We start from the raw sequence: 22,118 nt of genomic DNA on the forward strand, positions 1-22,118 counted from the left end.
TTACCAAAACGGTTTTGGGAGAATTTCTGGACAAAATAGTAATAAACCCAAAGCGCCCGCAGGAGTGCGAAATTTTGTTCTTTTTAAAGACCGGAGATGTAAAAAAAAAGTCAATAATCGAGCGGGGTAAACAGAGCTGTTCTGAATACTTTTTTTTGACCATATATCCACCTACGGATCCGTTCTGTTTGGAAGTCAGGTTTCCGTTGTATCCGTCTGTAAGCGGAACACCCAGCTCGTTTGCTACCTCATATTTGAAACGGTCAAGTGCGCCCTTTGCTTCCGGTACAACTGCTTTGTTAGAAGAAGTGTTACTTGGCATAATTCATTTCCTCCTTGGTTGTTATTTGGTTTACTGTTACATTGCTAGTATGTGAAAACCATAAAATAATACACTGGCAGTTAAAGGAAATTTAACATATAAAAATATTTCCGTTCATAAATTATACCGCAGTAAAAAAGCGAATGTATGGTTGCTTTTTGACTAGAATTGCGGTTATAATAATCTCCGCATCACATATAATATCTGTCAGACAAAAAAGTAAGGGGAGCCCGTGAAAAAGAAGCGTTATCCTACATACAAGCGAAAATATAAACGAAAAAAACAGCCCAGGCGAAAAATACTCACAGCCATTATCCTATGTGTCATCCTTGCAGTATGTAATGGCTGGATGCCGCCGCGGAGCCTGAAAGAGGTAAAAGATCAAAGCCGGATCTTCGGACAGGTATTTCTTACATATATAGAAGAAAATGCGCAGATCCTCTGGGAAGATGTTTCGGAATCCGCTTCCGATGCAGTGACAGGATTACTGAAACAATCTCAGACGAAGACAGGAGGGCAGACAGAATCTGTTTCTCTGGATCAGATTCCGGAATACAGCGGCAGTCCATATGTGGAGATCAATGGAAATATACCCTCTTTTTCTGATGAAAAAAGCGCAGGACCTGCATACGAATTTTATAGTGAACTGGATTCCCTGGGACGCTGTGGTTATGCAGAATCCAAGGTCACACCGGAGCTGATGCCTGATGAAGAGCGAGGAGCGATCGGAATGGTGAAGCCTACAGGATGGCATACTGTAAAATATGAAAATGTAGATGGCAGGTATCTGTATAATCGCTGCCATCTTATCGGATATCAGCTGACTGGAGAGAATGCAAACAGGAAAAATCTTATCACAGGAACCAGATATCTCAATGTGACGGGAATGCTTCCTTTTGAAAATGAGGTTGCAGATTACGTGCACAGTACAGGAAATCCCTGCATGTATCGTGTAACTCCGTTTTTTAAGGGAGATGAACTGGTAGCCCGGGGTGTGGAAATGGAAGCCGAATCCGTTAAAGACCAGAAGATATCTTTCCATGTTTTTGTTTATAACATACAGCCGGGAATTGAAATTGATTATACTACAGGAAACAGCTGGGAAGAATAGAGTATATGGAGTAACGCCGGGGAAAATATTAATTTTTCATGAATTTACATGAATTAAATTGCACTTTTTTGGGCGTTATGCTAGAATCAGTTACAGAGTTATATGATTTTACCTATATAAAGGGGAAAAAGGGATGTAACCCAAGGGCAGAATGGAGAGGTGAATTATGAATTTAGGAATTATTGCGCATAACAGTAAGAAAGTTCTGATTGAAGACTTCTGTATTGCATACAAGAATATCCTTGCCAAACATGAAGTATATGCAACCGGAACAACAGGAAGAAGAATTGAGGAAGCAACCAGTCTTCACGTTCACAAGTTTCTTGCCGGAAGTATAGGCGGAGACAAGCAGTTTATGGAGATGGTAGAGCGTCAGGATCTGGATATGGTGATCCTGTTTTATAACCCTGTCATGATGGACCCGGTAGAGCCGGATATCATGAGCATTGTCAAACGCTGCGACCAGTACAACATTCCGGTTGCTACAAATATTGCCACTGCGGAACTTCTGATCCTTGGACTGGCCCGCGGTGATCTGGATTGGAGATTAAATCTGAAATGAGAGTCATAGCAGGAAAAGCACGTAGATTAAACTTAAAAACCATTCCCGGAAATGAGACACGACCAACAACAGACCGTATTAAGGAAACTCTTTTTAACATTCTCCAGCCTGAAATACCTGGTTGTCGGTTTCTGGATCTGTTTTCCGGAAGCGGAGCGATCGGTATTGAAGCTCTGAGCCGTGGAGCCGAGTATGCCGTATTTGTGGAAAAAAATCCCAAAGCATGCACTTGCATCCGCGAAAATCTTTCATTTACAAAACTCACGGATGGTGGTAAACTGCTGAACATGGATGTGCTTCAGGCACTGCGTTCACTGGAAGGCGGAGAACCATTTGACTGTATTTTTATGGATGCACCATACGAACAGCATCTGGAACAACCAGTCCTTGAGTATCTGGCTGACAGCACTCTTGCAGATGAAAACACGCTGATCGTTGTGGAGGAAGATCTACATACGGATTTTTCTTATGTAGAGGACCTTGGATATCATCTGGTACGTTCCAAGGAATATAAAACCAACAAGCATGTTTTCCTAAAAAAATGAAAGAGAGACAGACATATGATAACAGCAGTATACCCGGGAAGCTTTGACCCGGCAACCTATGGCCATCTTGACATCATTAAGCGGGCAAGCATTTCATTTGACCGGGTTATAGTGGGAGTTTTGCATAATTCTGCAAAAAGTCCGTTGTTTTCTGTAGAAGAACGTGTTAAGATACTAACAAAGGCGACAAAAGATATCCCGAATGTGGAGGTGAAAGCATTCGAGGGCCTGTCAGTGAACTTTGCCAGGGAAAACCATGCCCAGGTGATTGTTCGAGGGCTTCGTGCTGTCACGGATTTTGAATATGAACTGCAGATGGCCCAGACTAATCGTGTTCTGGCACCGGATGTGGACACCGTTTTTCTTACAACCAGTCTGGAATATGCATACTTAAGCTCCACGATCATGAAAGAAGTTGCTAATTTCGGAGGAGATCTGAGCAAATTCGCTCCACGTGAGATTACGGATGCAGTCGAAGAGAAATTGAAAAAAAGAGAAACAGAGAAATAAGGAGAGTGTATTATGAGCAGCAGAATTGAACAGATTATTCAGGAGATTGAAGAGTATGTGGACAGCTGTAAATTCCAGCCTCTTTCCACTACCAAGATCGTAGTGAACAAAGAAGAGATTGAGGAGTATTTACGTGAACTTCGTCTGAAAACTCCGGATGAGATCAAACGTTATCAGAAGATCATCAGCAATAAGGATGCGATCCTTGAGGATGCTCAGGCTAAAGCTGACAGTCTGATCGCAGATGCTCAGGCCAAAGCTCAGGAACTTGTTACACAGCATGAGATCATGCAGAAAGCATATGCACAGGCAAATGAGACCATAAATGCTGCAAACAAGCAGGCTCAGGAGATTCTTGATTCTGCAACACAGGATGCAAACAGCATTCGTCTCAGTGCGATCACATACACAGATGATATGATGGCTAATATCGGTTCTGTCCTGAATCAGACACTTGAAGATGCCGGTGGTAAATACAAAGCATTTATTGATGCTCTGCAGAGCTGCCTTGAGGTTGTTAATCATAATCGTCAGGAGCTTGCACCACAGACTGCTCAGGCAGCGGCAATTTCCAATACCTTCCAGGATGATGACAGTTCTTCTATAACAAAAGAAGACGAAGATCTGTTAGACGATATCGGAGAAAACTAGGATCAGGAATATCGCACTGGCGTTCAGACATTTTGAAATAGCGTAGGGGATCAGTGACAAACTGTTTTCCAATACGCTTTTTGTCTGAGCCATGACGCAAAAGCCACCAAAAGAAGTCAGGAGCATAGAAGCAAGGTATCTGCTTTTCCATGGCAGTGGTGCGCCGGCAATCTGTTTCAGCCCGGTAGTTAGTTCCAGTGGTGCTGTGAACAGCATACAGCTTTGTGCATGAAATGGCCAGTAAAAGCTGATACTGGCGAGTATCAGTGAGAAGAGGAGAATATAGCCCCCGAGACGTGTGATGGTTTCAAATCCGTCCATGATCGAGACATCCAGGATGACTCCTATGGAGTCCTGTTGGTATGTCTCTTTTTTTATCTTGTTTACGCAGACAGAGTCCACGGTATGCCCGCGATATACAACGAAACGAAAAAACAGCATACAAAAGAGATCTGCCGCCAGAAAAGTGAGGATCATCTGTACTGCTGATATCTTATTTTTCAAGAGTATCCCGGAAAGATAGGAAATGATAAATGCGGGACTTGCATTACAGCTAAACGTAAGAAGATATTCCCCTTCTCTGCGGGAAATCTGCTGGTCTATGTACAAATCATGTGCCAGTTTGGCTCCCATAGGATATCCGCATAACAGACCCAGGATCAGAACATAGGCTCCAGCAGGTGAAAGCCCGAAAAACGTTTTCCAGAAGAAAGCAGATGGTTTCAGAAGCTTCCGGATATTTCCAGTTTTTAATAATGCTCCTGTCAGGATCAGAAATGGCAGCAGAGTGGGAATCATGATATTCAACCACAATCCAAGTCCATTTTTTACTCCGGTAAGAGCTTCTTTTGGGTGAAAAAGCAGAAAAAACAACAGGCAGATATAGAAAAATATGATTATTTTTCGTTTCATAAAAACAGGTCCTTGCTTTTTTTACAGTATATGATTATTATAAAAGACAAATGAATTTATGAAGCAGAAGGAGGCAGAATTTATGCCAGTATTAGAAAATTGTGAACCAAAGAGAGTTTTTCATTATTTTGAAGAAATCTGCAAGATTCCTCATGGTTCCAGAAATACAAAACAGATCAGTGATTTCCTTGTGGAATTCGCGAAGGATCATGGATTCAGATATGTACAGGATGAGCTGAATAATGTAGTGATCTACAAGCCAGGCACACCAGGATATGAGAATTCTCCCACAGTGATCATCCAGGGCCACATGGACATGGTATGTGAAAAACGACCGGATGTAGATCATGATTTTACAAAAGATGGTTTGAACATCTCTGTAAAAGATGGTTATATCACAGCCAACGGAACAACTCTTGGCGGTGATGATGGTATTGCAGTTGCTTATGGCCTTGCCCTTCTTGACAGTACAGATATTCCACACCCTCCTCTTGAAGTACTGCTCACTGTTGATGAGGAGATTGGTCTTCTTGGTGCAGTCGGTCTGGACTGCAGCGTGCTGAAGGGAAGAAGATTTATCAATCTGGATTCTGAAGCGGAGGGAAGTCTCTGGATCAGCTGTGCCGGCGGTCTTTCCGGTATCAGCCATATCCCTGTCCAGCGCGTAGAAGGAGAAGGAGAAAAGGTACAGGTCAAAGTCTGTGGACTTATGGGCGGACATTCCGGTGCCGAGATTGACAAGAACAGAGCGAATGCCAATAAACTTATGGGACGGTTTCTTTACGGACTTAAGAAAAAAGCGGAATATGCCCTTATTTCTCTTACAGGCGGACAGAAAGACAATGCCATTACAAGAGAGTGCATCGCAGAATTTCTTACGGATTCCGTTGCTGAGGTAAAAGCTTACGCAAAAGAGCTCCAGGAGCAGCTCCGTGAAGAATATACTGGTTCTGACGAAAACATTACTTTTGAAATAACAGAAAAGGGTACTGCAACAGCAGAGGTTCTTCATCCTACAAGTCAGGAAAAGATCGTATTTTATCTGCAGAATGTACCATTCGGAATCCAGAAAATGAGCGGAACCATCAAAGGCCTGGTGGAAACCTCCAGCAATATCGGTATCCTCCGTCTGGATAGGGACGAGCTTTTTGCAAGTTCCAGTGTAAGAAGCTCTGTAGACGCTGCATGCAGTGCATTATCTGATAAGATTGAATATCTCACAGAATTTCTTGGTGGTGACTATGAAGTACAGGGTGCATACCCGGCATGGGAGTACAGAAAGGAATCTCCATTACGAGATAAAATGGTTGCAGTTTTTGAGGAAATGTACGGACATAAGCCTGAAGTCGTAGCGATCCACGCAGGCCTCGAATGCGGGCTTTTCTATAAAAAAATGGAAGGACTGGACTGTGTATCCCTTGGACCGGATATGAAGGATATCCATACATCCGAGGAGGTTCTCAGCATTGCTTCCACAGAAAGAGTATGGAACTATCTTGTACAGGTTCTCAAAAATCTGAAAGACTGATCCTGTTCGGAGTATGTTCGAACTTTTACCCTGGAGAGACGTAAGGTTTCTCCAGGGTATTTTTATGCCCTGATAAAAAAATATTCATAAAATACAGAATTATACATATATATAGATTTGTGAATGCATCACACAAAAAGGAAAATAATTCTATATTTTTTTAATAAAAAATTGATAAACAATCCCTTTTTTTTCAAAACATATGTTATAATAAAAAATGTATGCCGCTGTCACCAAAACCAAAAAGAGACTGGCGGCAGATGATAAGGAGCGAGCAACATGGAAATACAGTTATGGCGAAGTATTTTGTGCCCTTACGAGCTGGCTGTCAAAGAACTGACAGTCAAGTTTAAACATATGATAGAAGAGTATCACGAAAATGATCGTTATTCTCCCATTGAACAAGTCAGTGGAAGAGTAAAAAGCGTTTCCAGTATCCTGGAGAAAATGCAGCGTAAAGATATCCCGATCGAACAGCTGGAAACAGAAATGGAAGATCTGGCAGGAGTACGGATCATATGTCAGTTTGAAGAAGATATCGATACCGTTGCTGCGATCATCCGAAAAAGAACAGATATGGAAGTCAAAAGTGAAAAGAACTATCTGACGCATATCAAGCAGAGCGGTTACCGGAGTTATCACATGATCCTTTATTATACAGTGGAGACTATTCATGGGCCGAAACGGCTTCAGGTAGAAATACAGATCCGTACCATGGCAATGAATTTCTGGGCAACGATCGAACATTCCCTTCAGTATAAATACAAAGGTGATATGCCTCCTCATGTAGCAGAACGTCTTAGTAAAGCATCCGATGCGATCATTTCGCTGGATCATGAAATGTCTTCTGTGCGCAATGAGATCATGGATGCCCAGAATTCATCTCAGATGCAGTCCAATCTTGTAAAGGATATTCTGAATAATATTGAAAATCTCTACCGTGTTTCCAGTGAACGGGAAGTCAGCAAAATACAGGATGAGTTCCTGCGGGTATTCAAAACCAAGGATCTGCGTCAGCTGGAACGCTTCCACAGGCAGCTGGATATCATTGCAGAGGGTTATCGTGCCCAGGCAGTCCATCACAGCATATGAACACAGGGCAGACAGTACTAATACACATACATACGAGGAATTATAAATGCAGGATTTTTTACCAGTTACAAGAGAAGATATGAAGTCAAGAGGCTGGGATGAGTTGGATTTTGTCTACGTGACAGGAGATGCCTACGTGGATCATCCGTCTTTTGGATCTGCGATCATTGGACGTCTTCTGGAAAGCAGAGGATATCGTGTAGGCATGATCCCTCAGCCTGACTGGCGAAAGAAGGAGAGCATCCAGGTGTTCGGGGAACCGCGCCTGGGTTTTCTCGTTACAGCAGGAAACATGGATTCCATGGTGAATCATTATACGGTTTCCAAAAAGCACCGAAGCACAGATGCCTATTCTCCGGGAGGAAAAATGGGATTAAGACCGGACAGGGCTTCTGTTGTATACAGCAATCTGATCCGGCAGACCTATAAACATACGCCTATCATTCTTGGCGGGATCGAAGCCAGCCTTCGAAGAATGGCACATTACGATTATTGGGAAAATAAGGTCAAGCACAGTATTCTGATCGATTCCGGTGCGGATCTGATCTCTTATGGAATGGGGGAACATTCCATCCTGGAGATCGCAGAAGCCCTGCAAAGCGGGATTCCGGTCCAGGAGATCACATATGTGGCAGGGACGGTTTTTAAAAGCCACGATATCAGCAGGGTTTACGATCCGGTGGTCCTTCCGTCATTTGAACAGGTACAGACCGATAAAAAAGCTTATGCGGACAGCTTTGCCATTCAGTACCGAAACACAGATCCATTTACAGCAAAGCCTCTGGCAGAATCTTATGGGAACCGTGGATATGTGATACAGAATCCACCATCTCAGCCTCTGACGCAGATGGAAATGGACGATGTTTACGATCTGCCTTATACAGGACGATATCATCCCATGTACCAGAAAGAAGGCGGGATTCCGGCACTGAAAGAGATCAAATTCAGTCTGACCAGCAACAGAGGATGCTTTGGAAGCTGTAATTTCTGTGCGCTGACCTTTCATCAGGGCCGTATCCTTCAGACAAGAAGTCACGATTCCATTCTGAAAGAAGCTAAAAAGATGACGGAGGATCCGGATTTTAAAGGCTATATCCATGATGTAGGAGGCCCTACGGCTGATTTTCGTTATCCTTCCTGCAAAAAGCAGCTGACAAAAGGAGTCTGCAAGGAGCGGCAGTGCCTGTTTCCTTCTCCGTGTAAGAATCTGACGGTAGACCACAAGGATTATCTTCAGCTTCTCAGAAAGGTCAGGAATATCCCAAAAGTTAAAAAAGTTTTTGTCCGTTCCGGCATTCGGTTTGATTATCTGATGGCAGACCCGGATAAAACTTTTCTTAATGAGCTTGTGAAATATCACATCAGCGGTCAGCTGCGAGTAGCACCGGAGCATGTTTCTGATGAAGTCCTGAAGTTTATGGGCAAACCCAGGCACGAGGTTTATGAGGGCTTTCTGAAGGAATATGAAAAAGCAAATGCGCGGACTGGTAAGCAGCAATATGCCGTTCCGTATTTCATGTCGTCCCATCCCGGGTGTACAATGAAGGAAGCCGTGAAGCTTGCGGAATACGTCCGTGATCTTGGATTTACGCCGGAGCAGGTTCAGGATTTTTATCCAACGCCATCAACACTTTCTACCTGTATGTATTACACAGGAATCCATCCGCTGACAGGCGAAAAGGTATATGTGCCGAAAAATCCACACGAAAAAGCAATACAGCGAGCACTGATGCAGTATAAAAATCCGGAAAATCGCGAACTGGTCCTGGAAGGACTTAAGATGACCGGACGTATGGATCTGGTCGGCTTTGGACCGAAATGTCTGATCCGTCCCAGAGAGCTTCATAAAAAAGCCAAAAAAACACAGACAAGGAGTTCGGCACATGAAAGATACCAGAAAAAGAAAAACAAAAAAAGGTGATTTCGGTTATTTTAACAGCGAAAAAAAACGAAGACTCCTGATCACCGCAGGATTATTTTCGCTTCCACTGCTCATTTTCTTTGTGGCGTGGGCCGTCAACGGAACAAGAATGACAGTCTGGACGGTTCTGACCGTAGTAGGCTGTCTGCCAGGATGTAAATCCATGGTAAGCCTGATCATGATCCTGTTACGTCATCCTATGGATGAAAAGCTCTATAAAGAGATCCGCAGGCATGCCGGTGACCTGGTCATGTCCTATGAAATGTACATGACTTTTTATGAGAAAAGCGGTTATCTGGACGCTGTTGCCGTGTGCGGAAATACAGTAGTGGGTTATACCAGTGATCCAAAAGCAGATATCGCCTACCTTGCAGAGCAGTCACAGAAAATCATCCGTAAAAACGGATATAAAGTAGATGTAAAGATCCTGAGGGACCTGAAACCCTATCTGGAACGTCTGGATTCCATGAATGAGCACAAAGAATCTTTGAGAAACGGGATTAAATTCACGCCGGATGAGCGATACCCGGATCTTTCCAGGGAAGAACTGATCAAACATACGATCCTGGCAATCTGTCTGTAGGAGCATTATATAATGAAAGAATTTATCATTAACGAAAACGAGGCCGGACAGCGTTTTGACAAATATCTGGCCAAGCTTCTTCGTGAAGCTCCAAAGAGCTTTTTCTATAAAATGATGAGGAAAAAAAATATCACGCTCAATGGAAAAAAAGCCACCGGGAATGAAAAGCTGTTTTCAGGAGATCATGTAAAACTGTTTTTAAGTGATGAAACATTTGAAAAATTCAGCGGAAATGATTCTGCTCCACGGGCACATTATGCTCTGGATATCATTTACGAGGATGAAAATATCCTGTTGATCAACAAACCGGCAGGAATGCTTTCTCAGCCTGCTGATGACGGAACCCCTTCACTGGTAGAATATCTGACTGGCTATCTTCTGAAAAATGGCTCTCTTACAGAGAATGATCTGAGAACCTTTCGTCCTTCCGTATGCAACCGCCTTGACCGCAATACCAGCGGACTTATAGCGGCAGGCAAAAGCCTTTCTGGTCTGCAGGAACTTTCAGGGATGTTCAAGTCCAGGGAACTTCATAAATATTACCTCTGTCTTGTGGAGGGAGTTTTAAAAGAAGAAAGATATATCAAAGGTTATCTGGCAAAAGATAAAAAAAGCAACAAAGTAACCATCTATAAACAAGAGAAAGAAAATGCCCTGCCAGTGGAAACAAAGTATTATCCGTTGGGGACCAATGGAACCCGTACCCTTCTTAAGGTTGAACTGATCACAGGACGTGCACATCAAATCCGAGCTCACCTTGCTTCGGAGGGACATTCGATTGTTGGTGATCCCAAATATGGAAAAGCCGATAAAAAACTGAAAGGACAGCTGCTTCATTCTTTTCGAATGGAGTTTCCATCTATGAAAGGAAGCCTGTCATATTTATCCGGGAAGGTCTTTACGGCACCGCTTCCGGAAATCTTTCTCAGAACACTAAAAGAGGAAAAGTTGGAGGAGAGTTATTATGAAAATCTGGAATGAAATATGGGATTACGTCAAGATGATCATCATCGTGGTAGTTGTAGTCCTGGTTATCAACAATGTAGTACTGATCAATGCAAAGATCCCGTCAGAATCTATGGAAAATACCATTATGACCGGAGATCGTATCTTTGGCTATCGTCTGGCCTATGGTCTGAATATGGATGTATTTGGTCACGAGATCTCAAAAAAATGGAAAGATCCAGAACGCTTTGACATTGTGATCTTCAAATATCCGGATGATGAGTCCCAGCTGTTCATCAAACGTATCATCGGTCTTCCCGGAGATAAAGTAGAGATCAAAGATGGTAAAGTTTATATCAATGATTCAGAGACACCTCTGGATGATTCCTTTGTGTCGGAAACTCCTCTTGGAAGCTTCGGACCATACGAAGTACCGGAAAACTGTTACTTTATGATGGGAGACAACCGTAACAATTCCAAGGATTCCCGATACTGGCAGAATACATATGTACAGTTTGATCAGATCGTCGGAAAAGCGGAGATCCGTTATTTCCCATCCATCAAACTTCTAAATTAAAGGGCAGACTTTATGGCAACATGGAACAGCAGAGGACTTCGTGGTTCTACTCTGGAGGAACTTATCAATCGTACCAATGAGCAGTACAGGGAAAAGGGACTGGCCCTCATCCAGAAAATTCCGACACCTATCACTCCGGTTAAAATGGATAAAACCTCCCGGCATATCACGCTGGCATATTTTGAACAGAAAAGTACCGTAGATTATATCGGAGCAGTACAGGGAATCCCTGTCTGCTTCGATGCAAAAGAATGCTGTGTAAAAACTTTTCCCCTTGCGAACATTCATCCTCATCAGGTAGCATTTATGGATGAGTTTGAAAAGCAGAAGGGGATTGCTTTTTTTCTGATCTATTTCAGCGCAGATAATGTTTTTTATTATCTTACCCTTCGTAAGCTGAAGGAATTCTGGAAAAGGATGGAAGATGGCGGGCGAAAAAGTTTTCGTCGGGAAGAGCTGGACGAGGAATTTTATCTTTCCGGAAAAAATGGATTTCTGGTTCCTTATCTGGAAGGGATCCAGAAAGATCTGCAATTACGGGATTGACTTTTGGAAAGGTTTCCTATATAATCAAATTTAAGTTTTTCTGTGGTAGCATGGTAGCGAATTAAAGTGGAACGCAGAAAATCTCAAAACGTGTTACGGAGGAAATGAACATGCAGCGTATTTTTCATACACCTGAAGGTGTGCGGGACATTTATGGAGAGGAATGCAGCCGCAAAAAACGGCTCCAGAGGGAGCTCCACCAGGTGTTTTCAAGATATGGATATGAAGATATAGAAACACCGGGATTTGAGTATTTTGAAGTGTTCAGCAATGAAGTAGGAACGATCCCATCCAAGGATTTATATAAATTTTTTGACAGAGAGGGAAACACACTTGTCCTCAGACCTGACTTTACACCGTCTGTTTCCAGAGCATGTGCAACTTATTTTGATCCGGAAAAAGGACCTGTAAGGCTTTGTTATACCGGAAATACATTTATCAACAATTCCAGTTACAGAGGTCAGATGAAGGAAAATACTCAGATGGGTGTTGAGCATATGGGAGATGATTCTGCAGCAGCAGATGCTGAGATCCTTGCTATGACCGTGGAGTGTCTGAAGGCAGCAGGACTTACCGAATTCCAGGTTAGCGTAGGCCAGGTAGATTATTATAAATCCCTGCTTGCAGAGGCAGATCTGGAGCCGGAGATAGAAGAGCATCTTCGTGAGCTGATCTCTCAGAAGAATTATTTTGGTGTGGAAGAGCTTCTTAAGGGACAGAATTTAGGCGATAACCTTTCCAAGGCTTTTGCTGAACTGCCTCAGATGTTCGGTTCAGCAGAAGTGCTGGAAAAAGCAAAAAAGCTCACCTCCAATCCGGAAGCACTTTCTGCAGTAAAACGACTGGAAGAAATTTATGAGATCCTGAAAGTATACGGCTGTGAGAAATACATTGCTTTTGATTTTGGAATGCTCAGTAAGTTCCGTTATTATACAGGGATCATTTTCCAGGCTTATACATATGGAACCGGTGAACCCCTGATCAAAGGCGGACGCTACAACGAATTGATGAAGCATTTCGGAAAACCGGCTTCTTCCATTGGATTTGCCATTGTGGTCGATAACCTGATGCTCGCGCTTTCCAGACAGAAGCTGACCGTTCCGGCTGGCGATAAAACCATTGTGATCACTTATGATCCGGGAAATCTGAAAAAAGCGATTCAGGAAGCAATGGCGCTTCGAAATAAAGGTAAAAAAGTGGCATTGTGCCCGGCAAAGGAGGAGCAGGACTGATGAGATATCTTACATTTGCCCTCACAAAAGGGCGTCTGGCCAGCAAAACACTGGATATGTTTGAGAAGATCGGTATTACATGTGAGGAGATGCGTGACAAAGATTCCCGAAAGCTGATCTTTACCAATGAGGAACTGAAGCTGAAGTTTTTCCTTGCAAAAGGTCCGGATGTGCCGACTTATGTAGAGTATGGTGCAGCAGATATCGGTATCGTAGGTAAGGATACCATTCTGGAAGAAGGAAGAAAGCTATATGAGGTTATGGATCTTGGATTTGGAGCATGCCGCATGTGCGTATGCGGCCCTGAAAGCGCCAGAGAAGTCCTGAATAACAATCAGCTGATCCGTGTAGCTACAAAATATCCAAATATTGCAAAGGATTACTTCTATAACAAAAAGCATCAGACTGTGGAGATCATTAAGCTGAACGGTTCCATCGAGCTTGCACCGATCGTAGGACTTTCCGAGGTTATCGTGGATATCGTGGAAACCGGAAGCACCCTTCGCGAGAATGGCCTGAAGGTGCTGGAAGAAGTCTGCCCGCTGTCTGCACGTATGGTAGTCAATCAGGTCAGCATGAAAATGGAAGATGAACGGATCCGCAAACTGATCACAGAACTTCGAGGTGTGATCAAATAAACTGAATAACAGATGAACCTCCAAAATACAGAAAGAAGGCAGAATTTATTATGCGTAAGGTAAAACTCACCAAAGAATCTACAAAAGATATTCTGGAAACTCTCTTAAAAAGAAGCCCTAATAATTATGGAAAATACGAGGATGCAGTAGCAAATATCCTTGCCAAAGTAAAAGCAGAGGGAGATACCGCGTTATTTGCATTTACCAGAGAATTTGATAAAGTCGAAGTGACAAAGGATACGATCCGTGTAACCCCTGAGGAGATCGAGGAAGCATACAAGCTGGTAGATCCTTCCCTGATCGATGTGATCAAAAAAGCATTGGTGAATATCCGCAGCTATCACGAAAAGCAGCTTCAGAACAGCTGGTTCACAAGCACAACAGACGGAACCATGCTTGGTCAGAAGGTAACCGCTCTGAACTGTGTAGGTGTTTACGTTCCCGGTGGAAAGGCTGTATATCCGTCTTCCGTGCTGATGAATATCGTTCCTGCAAAAGTTGCCGGTGTTGACCGTATTGTAATGACAACACCTCCTGGAAAAGACGGAAAAGTAAATCCAAGCACACTTGTTGCTGCCAACGAAGCCGGAGCAGATGAAATCTATAAAGTGGGTGGTGCACAGGCCATCGGAGCACTTGCATATGGAACCGAGAGTATTCCAAAGGTTGACAAGATCGTAGGACCCGGAAATATTTTTGTTGCGCTTGCAAAAAAGGCAGTTTATGGATACGTAAGCATTGATTCTATTGCCGGCCCAAGCGAGATCCTCGTTCTTGCAGATGAGACTGCAAATCCTCGTTATATTGCAGCAGATCTTCTTTCTCAGGCAGAACATGATGAGATGGCATCTGCGATCCTGATCACAACAAATGAGGAATTTGCAGATCAGGTAGATAAAGAAGTCAGAGGTTTTGTTGAGGTACTTTCCAGAAAAGCCATTATTGAGAAATCCCTGGAGAACTTTGGTTATATCCTGATCGCAGAAGATATGGACGAGGCCATTGAGGCTGCCAATGAAATTGCTTCTGAACATATGGAGATCGTCACAAAGAATCCTTTTGAAGATATGATGAAGGTACGAAATGCAGGTGCGATCTTTATCGGAGAGCACAGCTCTGAACCCCTTGGAGATTATTTTGCAGGACCAAACCATGTGCTTCCTACCAATGGAACTGCCAAATTTTTCTCCGCACTTTCTGTAGATGATTTTATCAAAAAATCCAGTATTGTATATTATTCCAGGGAAGCACTCCGAAAGATCCACAAGGACATTATCCAGTTTGCCACATCGGAACAGCTGACTGCACACGCAAATTCCATTGCAGTCCGTTTTGAGGAAGAGGACAAGGAGAACGAATAATGGCAAGAGAAGCACTGATCGAAAGAAACACAAAAGAAACGCAGATACGTCTGCAACTGAATATTGATGGAACAGGAAGTTCCGATATTGATACAGGCATTGGCTTTTTTGACCATATGCTGGACGGTTTTACGCGCCATGGACTGTATGATCTTACGCTGAGAGTCCACGGTGATCTGAATGTAGATGATCATCACACCATTGAAGATACAGGGATCGTCCTTGGAAACGCTATCCGTGAGGCAGTTGGCGACAAAAAAGGAATCAAACGTTACGGCAGCTGTATCCTTCCTATGGATGAAGTGCTTGTGCTCTGCGCAGTAGATCTTTCCGGAAGACCTTATCTTGGATGGGATGCAGCGTTTTCTACGGAAAAAATAGGAGATATGGCTACAGAGATGGTAAGGGAATTCTTTTATGCAGTATCCTATTCCGCAGCAATGAATCTTCACATCAAGGTTCTTTCCGGAGGAAACAGCCATCATGTGGCAGAGGCCATGTTTAAAAGCTTTGCGAAAGCCCTTGATGCAGCAACACAGTACGATTCCCGGATCACAGACGTGCTTTCTACCAAGGGAAGCCTCTGATACAGAAGGAGACCACTTATGAACAAACAGTTGATCCCATGCCTTTATCTTCATTCAGAAAAGGCGGTAACCGGATTTGGACAGAGAAATCTTTTCGGAGACGGAAATGTAGAAACACTTGCAAAATTTTACGGTGACAATGGGGCAGATGAGCTTCTGGTATTTGACTTTTCTTCCGCAGATGCAGAGCATGACCGTGCGATCGGAAAAATCCGTGATATCTGTCAGGTATCTGAGATCCCGGTGATCGCAGCGGGAAATATCAAACGTATGGAAGATGTAAAAAAGCTGATCTATGCGGGATGTGCCAAAGTTGTACTGAATTTTTCGAAAGAGAATAATATCAAGCTTCTGGAAGAAGTATCCCGGCGCTTTGGAAAAGAGCGTATGATGATCAGCATCTCTGATCTGAGAGAATTCACAGAAAATCAGGATCTGATCGAAACATATGCAGACACTGTTCTGGCTTTGGACACTGTCGAAAATGAAATTGCAGAGATTTCTCAGATTTCCATTGTTCTTCATACCGATGAAAACAGATCTGAGAACGTTCTGGAGCTTTTAGGAGAACCAGCTGTGTCCGGACTTTGCGGTGCTTATGTAAGCAGTCTTGAAAATGATCTGCATACATTTAAGGAAACCTGCGAAGAAGCCGGAATTCCGGTAAACACATATAAAAGTAATATTGCATGGTCGGACTTTAAATTAAACAGTGACGGAATGGTTCCGGTTATTGTCCAGGATTACCGGACGGATGAAGTACTGATGCTGGCCTATATGAATGAGCTTGCTTTTAACACAACATTGAAGCTTGGAAAAATGACATACTGGAGTCGCAGCCGGAATGAGCTCTGGACCAAAGGTCTGACATCCGGACACGTACAGTATGTAAAGTCTCTTACTATTGACTGTGATAATGATACGATCCTTGCCAAAGTGGAGCAGATTGGCGCAGCCTGCCATACAGGAAACCGTACCTGTTTCTTCAAACCGCTGCTGAAAAAAGAGTACGATGATACCAACCCACTTCACGTGTTCCAGAATGTGTATGATGTGATCACTGACCGAAAAGAACATCCAAAGGAAGGTTCCTATACCAATTATCTTTTTGATAAGGGAATTGACAAGATTTTGAAAAAAGTCGGTGAAGAATGCACAGAGATCGTCATTGCAGCCAAAAATCCAGATAAAGAAGAGATTAAATACGAAATTTCAGATTTTCTTTATCATATGATGGTACTTATGGTGGAAAAAGGAGTCAGCTGGGAAGAAATCACCAAAGAATTGGTAAAAAGATAAATTATATATCATTCAGGAAAAAAGCTTTTGTACGTCGGATCAGAATGAACGGTTACGAAAGCTTTTTTCTGTTTTCCCGGAATCTTAAAAGAATATGTACAATTTCGGTTAGGCATGATATACTTATCGTCAAAAGTGCGGAAATATAAAAAAGGAAAAGGGAAACAACCAATGATCAAAATTGATGACTGGGTGATTGAAAAAGGAGAGAAGGCACAGGGGAAAATTAAGATCACAGGATACGGCATAGCAATGCCGGCAACTGTGATATGCGGAGTGAAAGACGGACCGACGATACTGATCACAGCGGGAATACACAGTGCGGAGTATGTAGGAATCCAGGCGGCAATGGAACTTGCAAAAGAATTTCAACCGGAAGAACTGAAGGGAAATGTGATCATCGTTCCACTGGTCAATGTCAGTGGCTTTGAGCATCGCACCATGAGTCTGGTCTATGAGGATGGCAAGAACCTGAACCGCGTTTTCCCCGGAGATCCTGAGGGAACAGCTGCAGATCGTATTGCCTATGCTATAGTGACAAAGCTTTTTTCCATAGCAGATTATTATATCGACCTGCATAGCGGAGATGGGTTCGAACAGCTTCATCCCTATGTTTATTATGTAGGGGTTGTAGATGAAAAGACAGCAGAGAAATCATTACATATGGCACGGCATATCGGCGTAAAATATGTGGTCCGTTCCACAACCGCCACAGGTGGCGCCTACAATTATGCTTCTTCTCTTGGAATTCCAAGTATTCTCATCGAAAGAGGCGGACACAGCTACTGGACCTGGGAGGAAGTAGAACAGGATAAAAGAGACGTCCGTCACCTTGTTTTTCATCTCCAGGGAAAGAAATGTCATGGTCTGAAGCATTACCGTCAGATGCTTCTTGAAAATGTAGTCTATGAATATGCGCCGTATACCGGATGCTGGTATCCATCCAAGAAGCCTGGAGAGTACTTCTTTAAGGGAGAAGAATTGGGTGAACTGAGAGATTACTATGGAAATTTACTTTACACATCTATTGCAACTGAAAACGGAGTCGTACTTTATCAGACAGCCAGTCTGAACATTATTGAAGACGGACCAATGATCGCATATGCAGCGATCACGGAGACTCTGACCTGATAGTAAACAACCTTTTCAGAACGCTTCTGTCTGAAATCATATTGAAACAGTAAGAAAACCGGGTTTTACCATTTGCTATTCTATTTGTAAAAATAGCGAGGTAAAATCCGTGTTTTTTTAGCAGATCAGATAAATCCAATTGTCAAATCCCCCATGGGGGATATATACAATTCAAGCATCTTTAACAAAATTTATGAGTTTTCTAAAAATATAACATTTTTCCATAGACATAAACTATAGTTTTATCATATAATGTTTCAGTAATTTGACAGCATTTGCTGATTTTCACATCAGCCGTTGTAAGTTCTGAGAGGATTAATAGGGAAACCGGTGTAAATCCGGTACGATCCCGTCACTGTAAGGGGAAATCCTCAGACAAAGTACCACTGGTCGAGTGCGTGAGAAATAGACCGGGAAGGTGTCTGAGGGTAAGGATCCTAAGTCAGGAGACCTGCTTGCAATTGTTTTAAAATGATTCTTACGGAAGATAGGAAGCATATTTATTTTGTGTGCCCGTATTTCGTCACGGGCTTTTTTCGTGCAAATTTTCTAAAATTCCATGCATATTCTGCATATTAAGAATCCAATAGTTTCTTTTATCTAACTAAATTAAAACGGCAATGTTAAAATCGCATCAAATGAGGAAAGGAGTAAAACGTGACAAAGAAACAAGTAGGAAAAAGATTTCTCCAGATCATCATTGTATTATTTGGAATCAGCTTTTTCACATTTGGACTGACCTACCTGTCACCTGGTGATCCTGCGGAGATCATGCTGACAGAGTGTGGTAATCTTCCTACACCAGAGCTTCTGGAACAGACAAGACATGAGCTTGGCCTTGATCAGCCCTTTCTCGTGCAGTATGGTTCCTGGCTGAAGGGTGTTGTTACAGGAGATATGGGACAGTCCTATTCTTTCAAAATGCCGGTAACAGATAAACTGGTATCCTGTTTCTGGCCGACGCTGAGGATGTCGTTGCTGGCACTTCTGATGATGGTCATTATTTCCATACCGCTTGGAATCCTGGCCGCTGTATATCAGAACAAATTCCCGGATTATTTTGTGAGAGGAATTACCTTTGTGGGAGTATCTGTTCCAAGCTTCTGGCTGGGCCTGATCCTTCTCAGCATCTTTGGTGTTCAGCTTCGCTGGATCAATGTTGCAGGAGGCAGTACGGATTTTAAATCCATGATCCTCCCGGCGCTGACTCTTGCACTTGCCATGTCTGCAAAATATACCAGACAGGTAAGAAGTGCAGTGCTGGAGGAACTTCATCAGGATTATGTCACAGGTGCAAGAATGCGTGGAATCAAGGAAAGCGTCATTCTCTGGAAACACGTCCTTCCTAATGTTATGCTTCCGCTGGTAACGCTGTTGGGACTTTCCCTTGGAAGTCTTCTGGGAGGTACTGCAGTTGTAGAGATCATTTACAACTGGCCTGGAATGGGAAATATGGCAGTAAAGGCGATTTCCTGTCGTGACTATCCTCTTGTACAGGGCTATGTACTTTGGATCGCGATCCTGTACATGTGCATCAACCTGCTTGTGGATCTGTCCTATACTTATCTCGATCCAAGACTTAAGGAGGATAGATAATTGAAAAAGGTATTACGAACATTCAAAGAAAATAAACAGTTCACTCTTTTCTTCATTCTGGGTCTCGTGGTGATCGGAATTGCGATCTTTGCGCCGCAGCTCTCACCATATGATCCACTGAATGCAGTTATGACCGAATCACTGCAGGAGCCAAGCTCCGCTCATCCGTTCGGAACGGATAAGCTTGGACGAGATCTTCTTTCCCGTGTTATCTTCGGAACAAGAACCTCTCTGATCATGACCTTATGTCTGGTTGCAGTGATCTTTGTCATCGGTACATTTTTAGGAGTTATTGCCGGATATTTCGGCGGCGTTGTGGATGCAGTGATCATGCGTATCGCAGATATGATGATCTCCTTCCCTGGGCTTGTACTGGCCATTGCCATTGCCGGTATGCTTGGACCAAACCTGGTCAATGCCGTTATTTCCATTGCGGCTGTAAGCTGGACAAAATATGCCCGTCTTGCACGAAGTATGGTCTTGAAAGTCAAGAAGAGTCTTTACATAGAGGCAGCTATAGTAAACGGAACAAAGACCTGGAAAATTCTTCTTGTACACATTCTTCCCAACATGGTAACCCAGATGGTGGTAACTGCGGCAGCAGATATCGGAACTATGATGCTGGAGCTGGCTTCCCTTTCATTCCTGGGATTTGGTGCAACTGCGCCGACACCGGAGTGGGGACTGATGCTGAATGAAGGAAGAACCTACATGGCAAAGGCGCCATGGCTTATGATCTACCCTGGTATCGCTATCGTGATCTGTGTTGTTGTTTTCAACATGCTTGGAGACAGCATCCGTGATGTACTGGATCCGCGCCAGGATCAATAAAACAACTCTGTAACAAACCAACACCATATGATCAGTATATTATCTTTAGGAGGATGAAATGAGAAATAATGTAGTTAAAAAAGTGCTGGCTGCTACACTTGCATGTATGATGACTTTTTCCATGACAACAGTGGCTCAGGCAAAGGGTGACAAAAAAAGTGATAAGGAAATCACCATCGGAGTAACAAGCTTTGCAGATACACTGGAGCCGACAGAGCAGTATTTCAGCTGGGTTGTATCCCGTTATGCGATCGGCGAGTGTCTTACAAAATTCGATGAGAACGGTGAGATCGTTCCATGTCTTGCGGAAGAGTGGGAAAACAGTGACGATGGAAAAACATGGACCTTCAAGATCCGTGAGGGCGTAAAATTCTCCAACGGTGACGATATGACACCGGAGATGGTAAAAGCCTCCATCGAACGTACCGCTGAAAAGAGTGACCGTGTTCCGGAATTCTTTGATCTCGACAGCCTCGAAGTTGACGGACAGAACCTGATCTTCCATCTGAACAGAGCAAATGCAAACATGGCCGGATGCCTTGCAGACCCGCTGTTTCTGATCGTAGATACAAATGTAGATGATTCTACATTTGCCATGGAAGGACCGATCTGTACAGGACCTTACGCAGTAGAATCTTTCAGCCCGACGGATTCCTGTATCGTAGTAAAAAATGAGAACTACTGGGATGGAGAAGTTCCCCTTGATAAAGTTACACTGAAATGTGTGGATGACCAGACAACACGTTCCATGGCTCTTCAGACAGGTGAGATCGATATCGCTTACAACCTGAAAACAGAGAACCTGGTTGAGTTTGAGGGAAATGACAATTACGACATCCAGGAGCTTCAGTCTCTTCGTTCCACCTATGCATTCATGAACCAGAACGAGGATCATGCACTCAGCGATAAGGCTCTTCGCCAGGCACTTCTTCGTGGTCTTGACAAGGAAACATACTGCAACACTCTTCTCGAGGGTGGTGCAACAGCTGGTAAAGCACCGGTTCCTCCAACACTTGACTTTGGATTCGATGATCTGAAGGATGAGAATTCCTATGATCCGGACAGCGCAAAGAAGATCCTTGATGAGGCCGGATACAAAGATGTTGACGGTGACGGATTTGTAGAAACTCCTGACGGAGATCCTCTTGTTCTTGATTTTGTTATCTACACAAGCCGTGCCGAGCTTGGTGTATACGCACAGGCAGCACAGGCCAGTCTGAAGGAGATCGGTATCAACGTAAACCTGAACACAGTAAGTTATGAGACACTTCTTGACATGAGAGATTCCGGTCAGTATGACCTTCTGATCTGGAACGTGCTGGTAGCAAACACTGGAGACCCTGAGAACTACTTAAGAGAGAACTGGTACAGCTCCTCTGCAAACAATACTGCAGGATACAATAACCCGGAGGTTGACAAGCTTCTTGACGAGCTTGCGCAGACATTTGATGAGGACAAGAGAAAAGATCTCATCATCGATATTCAGCAGGATATCATGGATGATGCTGCAACTGTATTCTTTGGTTATGAGACAACCTACCTCTTCTCCAACAAAAAGGTAACAGGTGTTAAGATGTATCCGATGGATTACTACTGGCTGACAAAGGATATCACTCTTGCCGAGTAAAGGAGCGCTTA

The 22,118-nt window shown here is 43.3% G+C and carries 21 protein-coding genes, 2 pseudogenes and 1 riboswitch; of the genes and pseudogenes, 21 read left to right on the forward strand and 2 right to left on the reverse strand.

Annotated elements, in window-relative coordinates:
- Nucleotides 1-136: 136 nt before the first annotated feature.
- Nucleotides 137-322: pseudogene (locus DMI82_RS20700) on the reverse strand (small, acid-soluble spore protein, alpha/beta type); the annotation flags it as partial.
- Between the two features lie 475 nt (nucleotides 323-797).
- On the opposite strand from DMI82_RS20700, the pseudogene DMI82_RS12545 reads away from it, so the two are divergent.
- The 5 genes and pseudogenes from DMI82_RS12545 to DMI82_RS12565 all read left to right on the forward strand — a co-directional run.
- Nucleotides 798-1,424: pseudogene (locus DMI82_RS12545) on the forward strand (DNA/RNA non-specific endonuclease); the annotation flags it as partial.
- Between the two features lie 175 nt (nucleotides 1,425-1,599).
- A complete protein-coding gene (locus DMI82_RS12550; protein ID WP_015524908.1) occupies nucleotides 1,600-1,995 on the forward strand; it encodes a methylglyoxal synthase in 396 nt (131 codons plus the stop codon).
- The gene (gene rsmD, locus DMI82_RS12555; protein WP_015524909.1) at nucleotides 1,992-2,540 is read left to right on the forward strand and encodes a 16S rRNA (guanine(966)-N(2))-methyltransferase RsmD; all 549 of its coding nucleotides are present in this window, start codon (nucleotides 1,992-1,994) and stop codon (nucleotides 2,538-2,540) included. The genes DMI82_RS12550 and rsmD overlap by 4 nt, the downstream gene beginning before the upstream one ends.
- Nucleotides 2,541-2,555: 15 nt before the next feature.
- Nucleotides 2,556-3,050, forward strand: a complete 495-nt coding sequence (coaD, locus tag DMI82_RS12560; RefSeq protein WP_015524910.1) for a pantetheine-phosphate adenylyltransferase — start codon at nucleotides 2,556-2,558, stop codon at nucleotides 3,048-3,050.
- Between the two features lie 12 nt (nucleotides 3,051-3,062).
- Nucleotides 3,063-3,701: a hypothetical protein gene (locus DMI82_RS12565; RefSeq protein ID WP_015524911.1), complete on the forward strand. Its 639-nt coding sequence runs from the start codon at nucleotides 3,063-3,065 to the stop codon at nucleotides 3,699-3,701.
- On the opposite strand, the gene DMI82_RS12570 is transcribed toward DMI82_RS12565, so the two are convergent.
- Nucleotides 3,678-4,613: a sporulation integral membrane protein YlbJ gene (locus DMI82_RS12570; RefSeq protein WP_021651491.1), complete on the reverse strand. Its 936-nt coding sequence runs from the start codon at nucleotides 4,611-4,613 to the stop codon at nucleotides 3,678-3,680. The two genes, DMI82_RS12565 and DMI82_RS12570, sit on opposite strands and share 24 nt — an antisense overlap.
- Nucleotides 4,614-4,695: 82 nt before the next feature.
- Here DMI82_RS12570 and DMI82_RS12575 point away from each other — a divergent pair, with 82 nt between their 5' ends.
- From DMI82_RS12575 to DMI82_RS12650, 16 genes are all read left to right on the forward strand, one after another.
- Nucleotides 4,696-6,141 carry an aminoacyl-histidine dipeptidase gene (locus DMI82_RS12575; RefSeq protein ID WP_110103519.1) on the forward strand — a complete coding sequence of 482 codons (1,446 nt, stop codon included), beginning with the start codon at nucleotides 4,696-4,698 and terminating at the stop codon, nucleotides 6,139-6,141.
- Nucleotides 6,142-6,420: 279 nt separating this feature from the next.
- A complete protein-coding gene (locus DMI82_RS12580; protein ID WP_015524915.1) occupies nucleotides 6,421-7,233 on the forward strand; it encodes a GTP pyrophosphokinase in 813 nt (270 codons plus the stop codon).
- 46 nt (nucleotides 7,234-7,279) lie between these two features.
- Nucleotides 7,280-9,154 (forward strand): YgiQ family radical SAM protein, encoded by a 1,875-nt coding sequence (locus tag DMI82_RS12585; protein WP_110103520.1) that lies wholly within the window; start codon nucleotides 7,280-7,282, stop codon nucleotides 9,152-9,154.
- Complete coding sequence (locus DMI82_RS12590; RefSeq protein WP_110103521.1) at nucleotides 9,117-9,737, forward strand: hypothetical protein; 621 nt, start codon at nucleotides 9,117-9,119, stop codon at nucleotides 9,735-9,737. Before DMI82_RS12585 ends, DMI82_RS12590 begins: the two co-directional genes overlap by 38 nt.
- Nucleotides 9,738-9,749: 12 nt before the next feature.
- Nucleotides 9,750-10,718, forward strand: a complete 969-nt coding sequence (locus tag DMI82_RS12595; protein ID WP_021651486.1) for an RluA family pseudouridine synthase — start codon at nucleotides 9,750-9,752, stop codon at nucleotides 10,716-10,718.
- Complete coding sequence (gene lepB / locus DMI82_RS12600; protein WP_022426337.1) at nucleotides 10,702-11,259, forward strand: signal peptidase I; 558 nt, start codon at nucleotides 10,702-10,704, stop codon at nucleotides 11,257-11,259. The genes DMI82_RS12595 and lepB overlap by 17 nt, the downstream gene beginning before the upstream one ends.
- Before the next feature lie 12 nt (nucleotides 11,260-11,271).
- The gene (locus tag DMI82_RS12605; protein WP_015524919.1) at nucleotides 11,272-11,805 is read left to right on the forward strand and encodes a Holliday junction resolvase RecU; all 534 of its coding nucleotides are present in this window, start codon (nucleotides 11,272-11,274) and stop codon (nucleotides 11,803-11,805) included.
- A 110-nt stretch (nucleotides 11,806-11,915) separates the two neighbouring features.
- Entirely contained in the window at nucleotides 11,916-13,037 is a 1,122-nt protein-coding gene (gene hisZ / locus DMI82_RS12610) for an ATP phosphoribosyltransferase regulatory subunit (protein ID WP_110103522.1), read from the forward strand.
- On the forward strand, nucleotides 13,037-13,675 hold the full coding sequence (gene hisG, locus DMI82_RS12615) for an ATP phosphoribosyltransferase (protein WP_015524921.1): 639 nt from the start codon (nucleotides 13,037-13,039) through the stop codon (nucleotides 13,673-13,675). Before hisZ ends, hisG begins: the two co-directional genes overlap by 1 nt.
- Nucleotides 13,676-13,725: 50 nt before the next feature.
- Nucleotides 13,726-15,036 carry a histidinol dehydrogenase gene (hisD, locus tag DMI82_RS12620; protein ID WP_015524922.1) on the forward strand — a complete coding sequence of 437 codons (1,311 nt, stop codon included), beginning with the start codon at nucleotides 13,726-13,728 and terminating at the stop codon, nucleotides 15,034-15,036.
- On the forward strand, nucleotides 15,036-15,623 hold the full coding sequence (hisB, locus tag DMI82_RS12625) for an imidazoleglycerol-phosphate dehydratase HisB (protein ID WP_110103523.1): 588 nt from the start codon (nucleotides 15,036-15,038) through the stop codon (nucleotides 15,621-15,623). Before hisD ends, hisB begins: the two co-directional genes overlap by 1 nt.
- A gap of 18 nt (nucleotides 15,624-15,641) precedes the next feature.
- Entirely contained in the window at nucleotides 15,642-16,922 is a 1,281-nt protein-coding gene (hisIE, locus tag DMI82_RS12630) for a bifunctional phosphoribosyl-AMP cyclohydrolase/phosphoribosyl-ATP diphosphatase HisIE (RefSeq protein ID WP_092070566.1), read from the forward strand.
- A 171-nt stretch (nucleotides 16,923-17,093) separates the two neighbouring features.
- Complete coding sequence (locus DMI82_RS12635) at nucleotides 17,094-18,053, forward strand: M14 family metallopeptidase (protein WP_015524925.1); 960 nt, start codon at nucleotides 17,094-17,096, stop codon at nucleotides 18,051-18,053.
- A gap of 284 nt (nucleotides 18,054-18,337) precedes the next feature.
- Nucleotides 18,338-18,526: riboswitch (cobalamin riboswitch) on the forward strand.
- Between the two features lie 184 nt (nucleotides 18,527-18,710).
- Entirely contained in the window at nucleotides 18,711-19,649 is a 939-nt protein-coding gene (gene nikB, locus DMI82_RS12640; RefSeq protein ID WP_021651480.1) for a nickel ABC transporter permease, read from the forward strand.
- Complete coding sequence (gene nikC, locus DMI82_RS12645; protein WP_021651479.1) at nucleotides 19,650-20,480, forward strand: nickel transporter permease; 831 nt, start codon at nucleotides 19,650-19,652, stop codon at nucleotides 20,478-20,480.
- A 58-nt stretch (nucleotides 20,481-20,538) separates the two neighbouring features.
- Nucleotides 20,539-22,107 (forward strand): ABC transporter substrate-binding protein, encoded by a 1,569-nt coding sequence (locus DMI82_RS12650; RefSeq protein WP_059085713.1) that lies wholly within the window; start codon nucleotides 20,539-20,541, stop codon nucleotides 22,105-22,107.
- The last annotated feature ends 11 nt before the right edge of the window (nucleotides 22,108-22,118 follow it).

The sequence above is a fragment of the Blautia sp. BCRC 81119 genome, assembly GCF_003184505.1.
Lineage (GTDB): Bacteria > Bacillota > Clostridia > Lachnospirales > Lachnospiraceae > Blautia_A > Blautia_A fusiformis.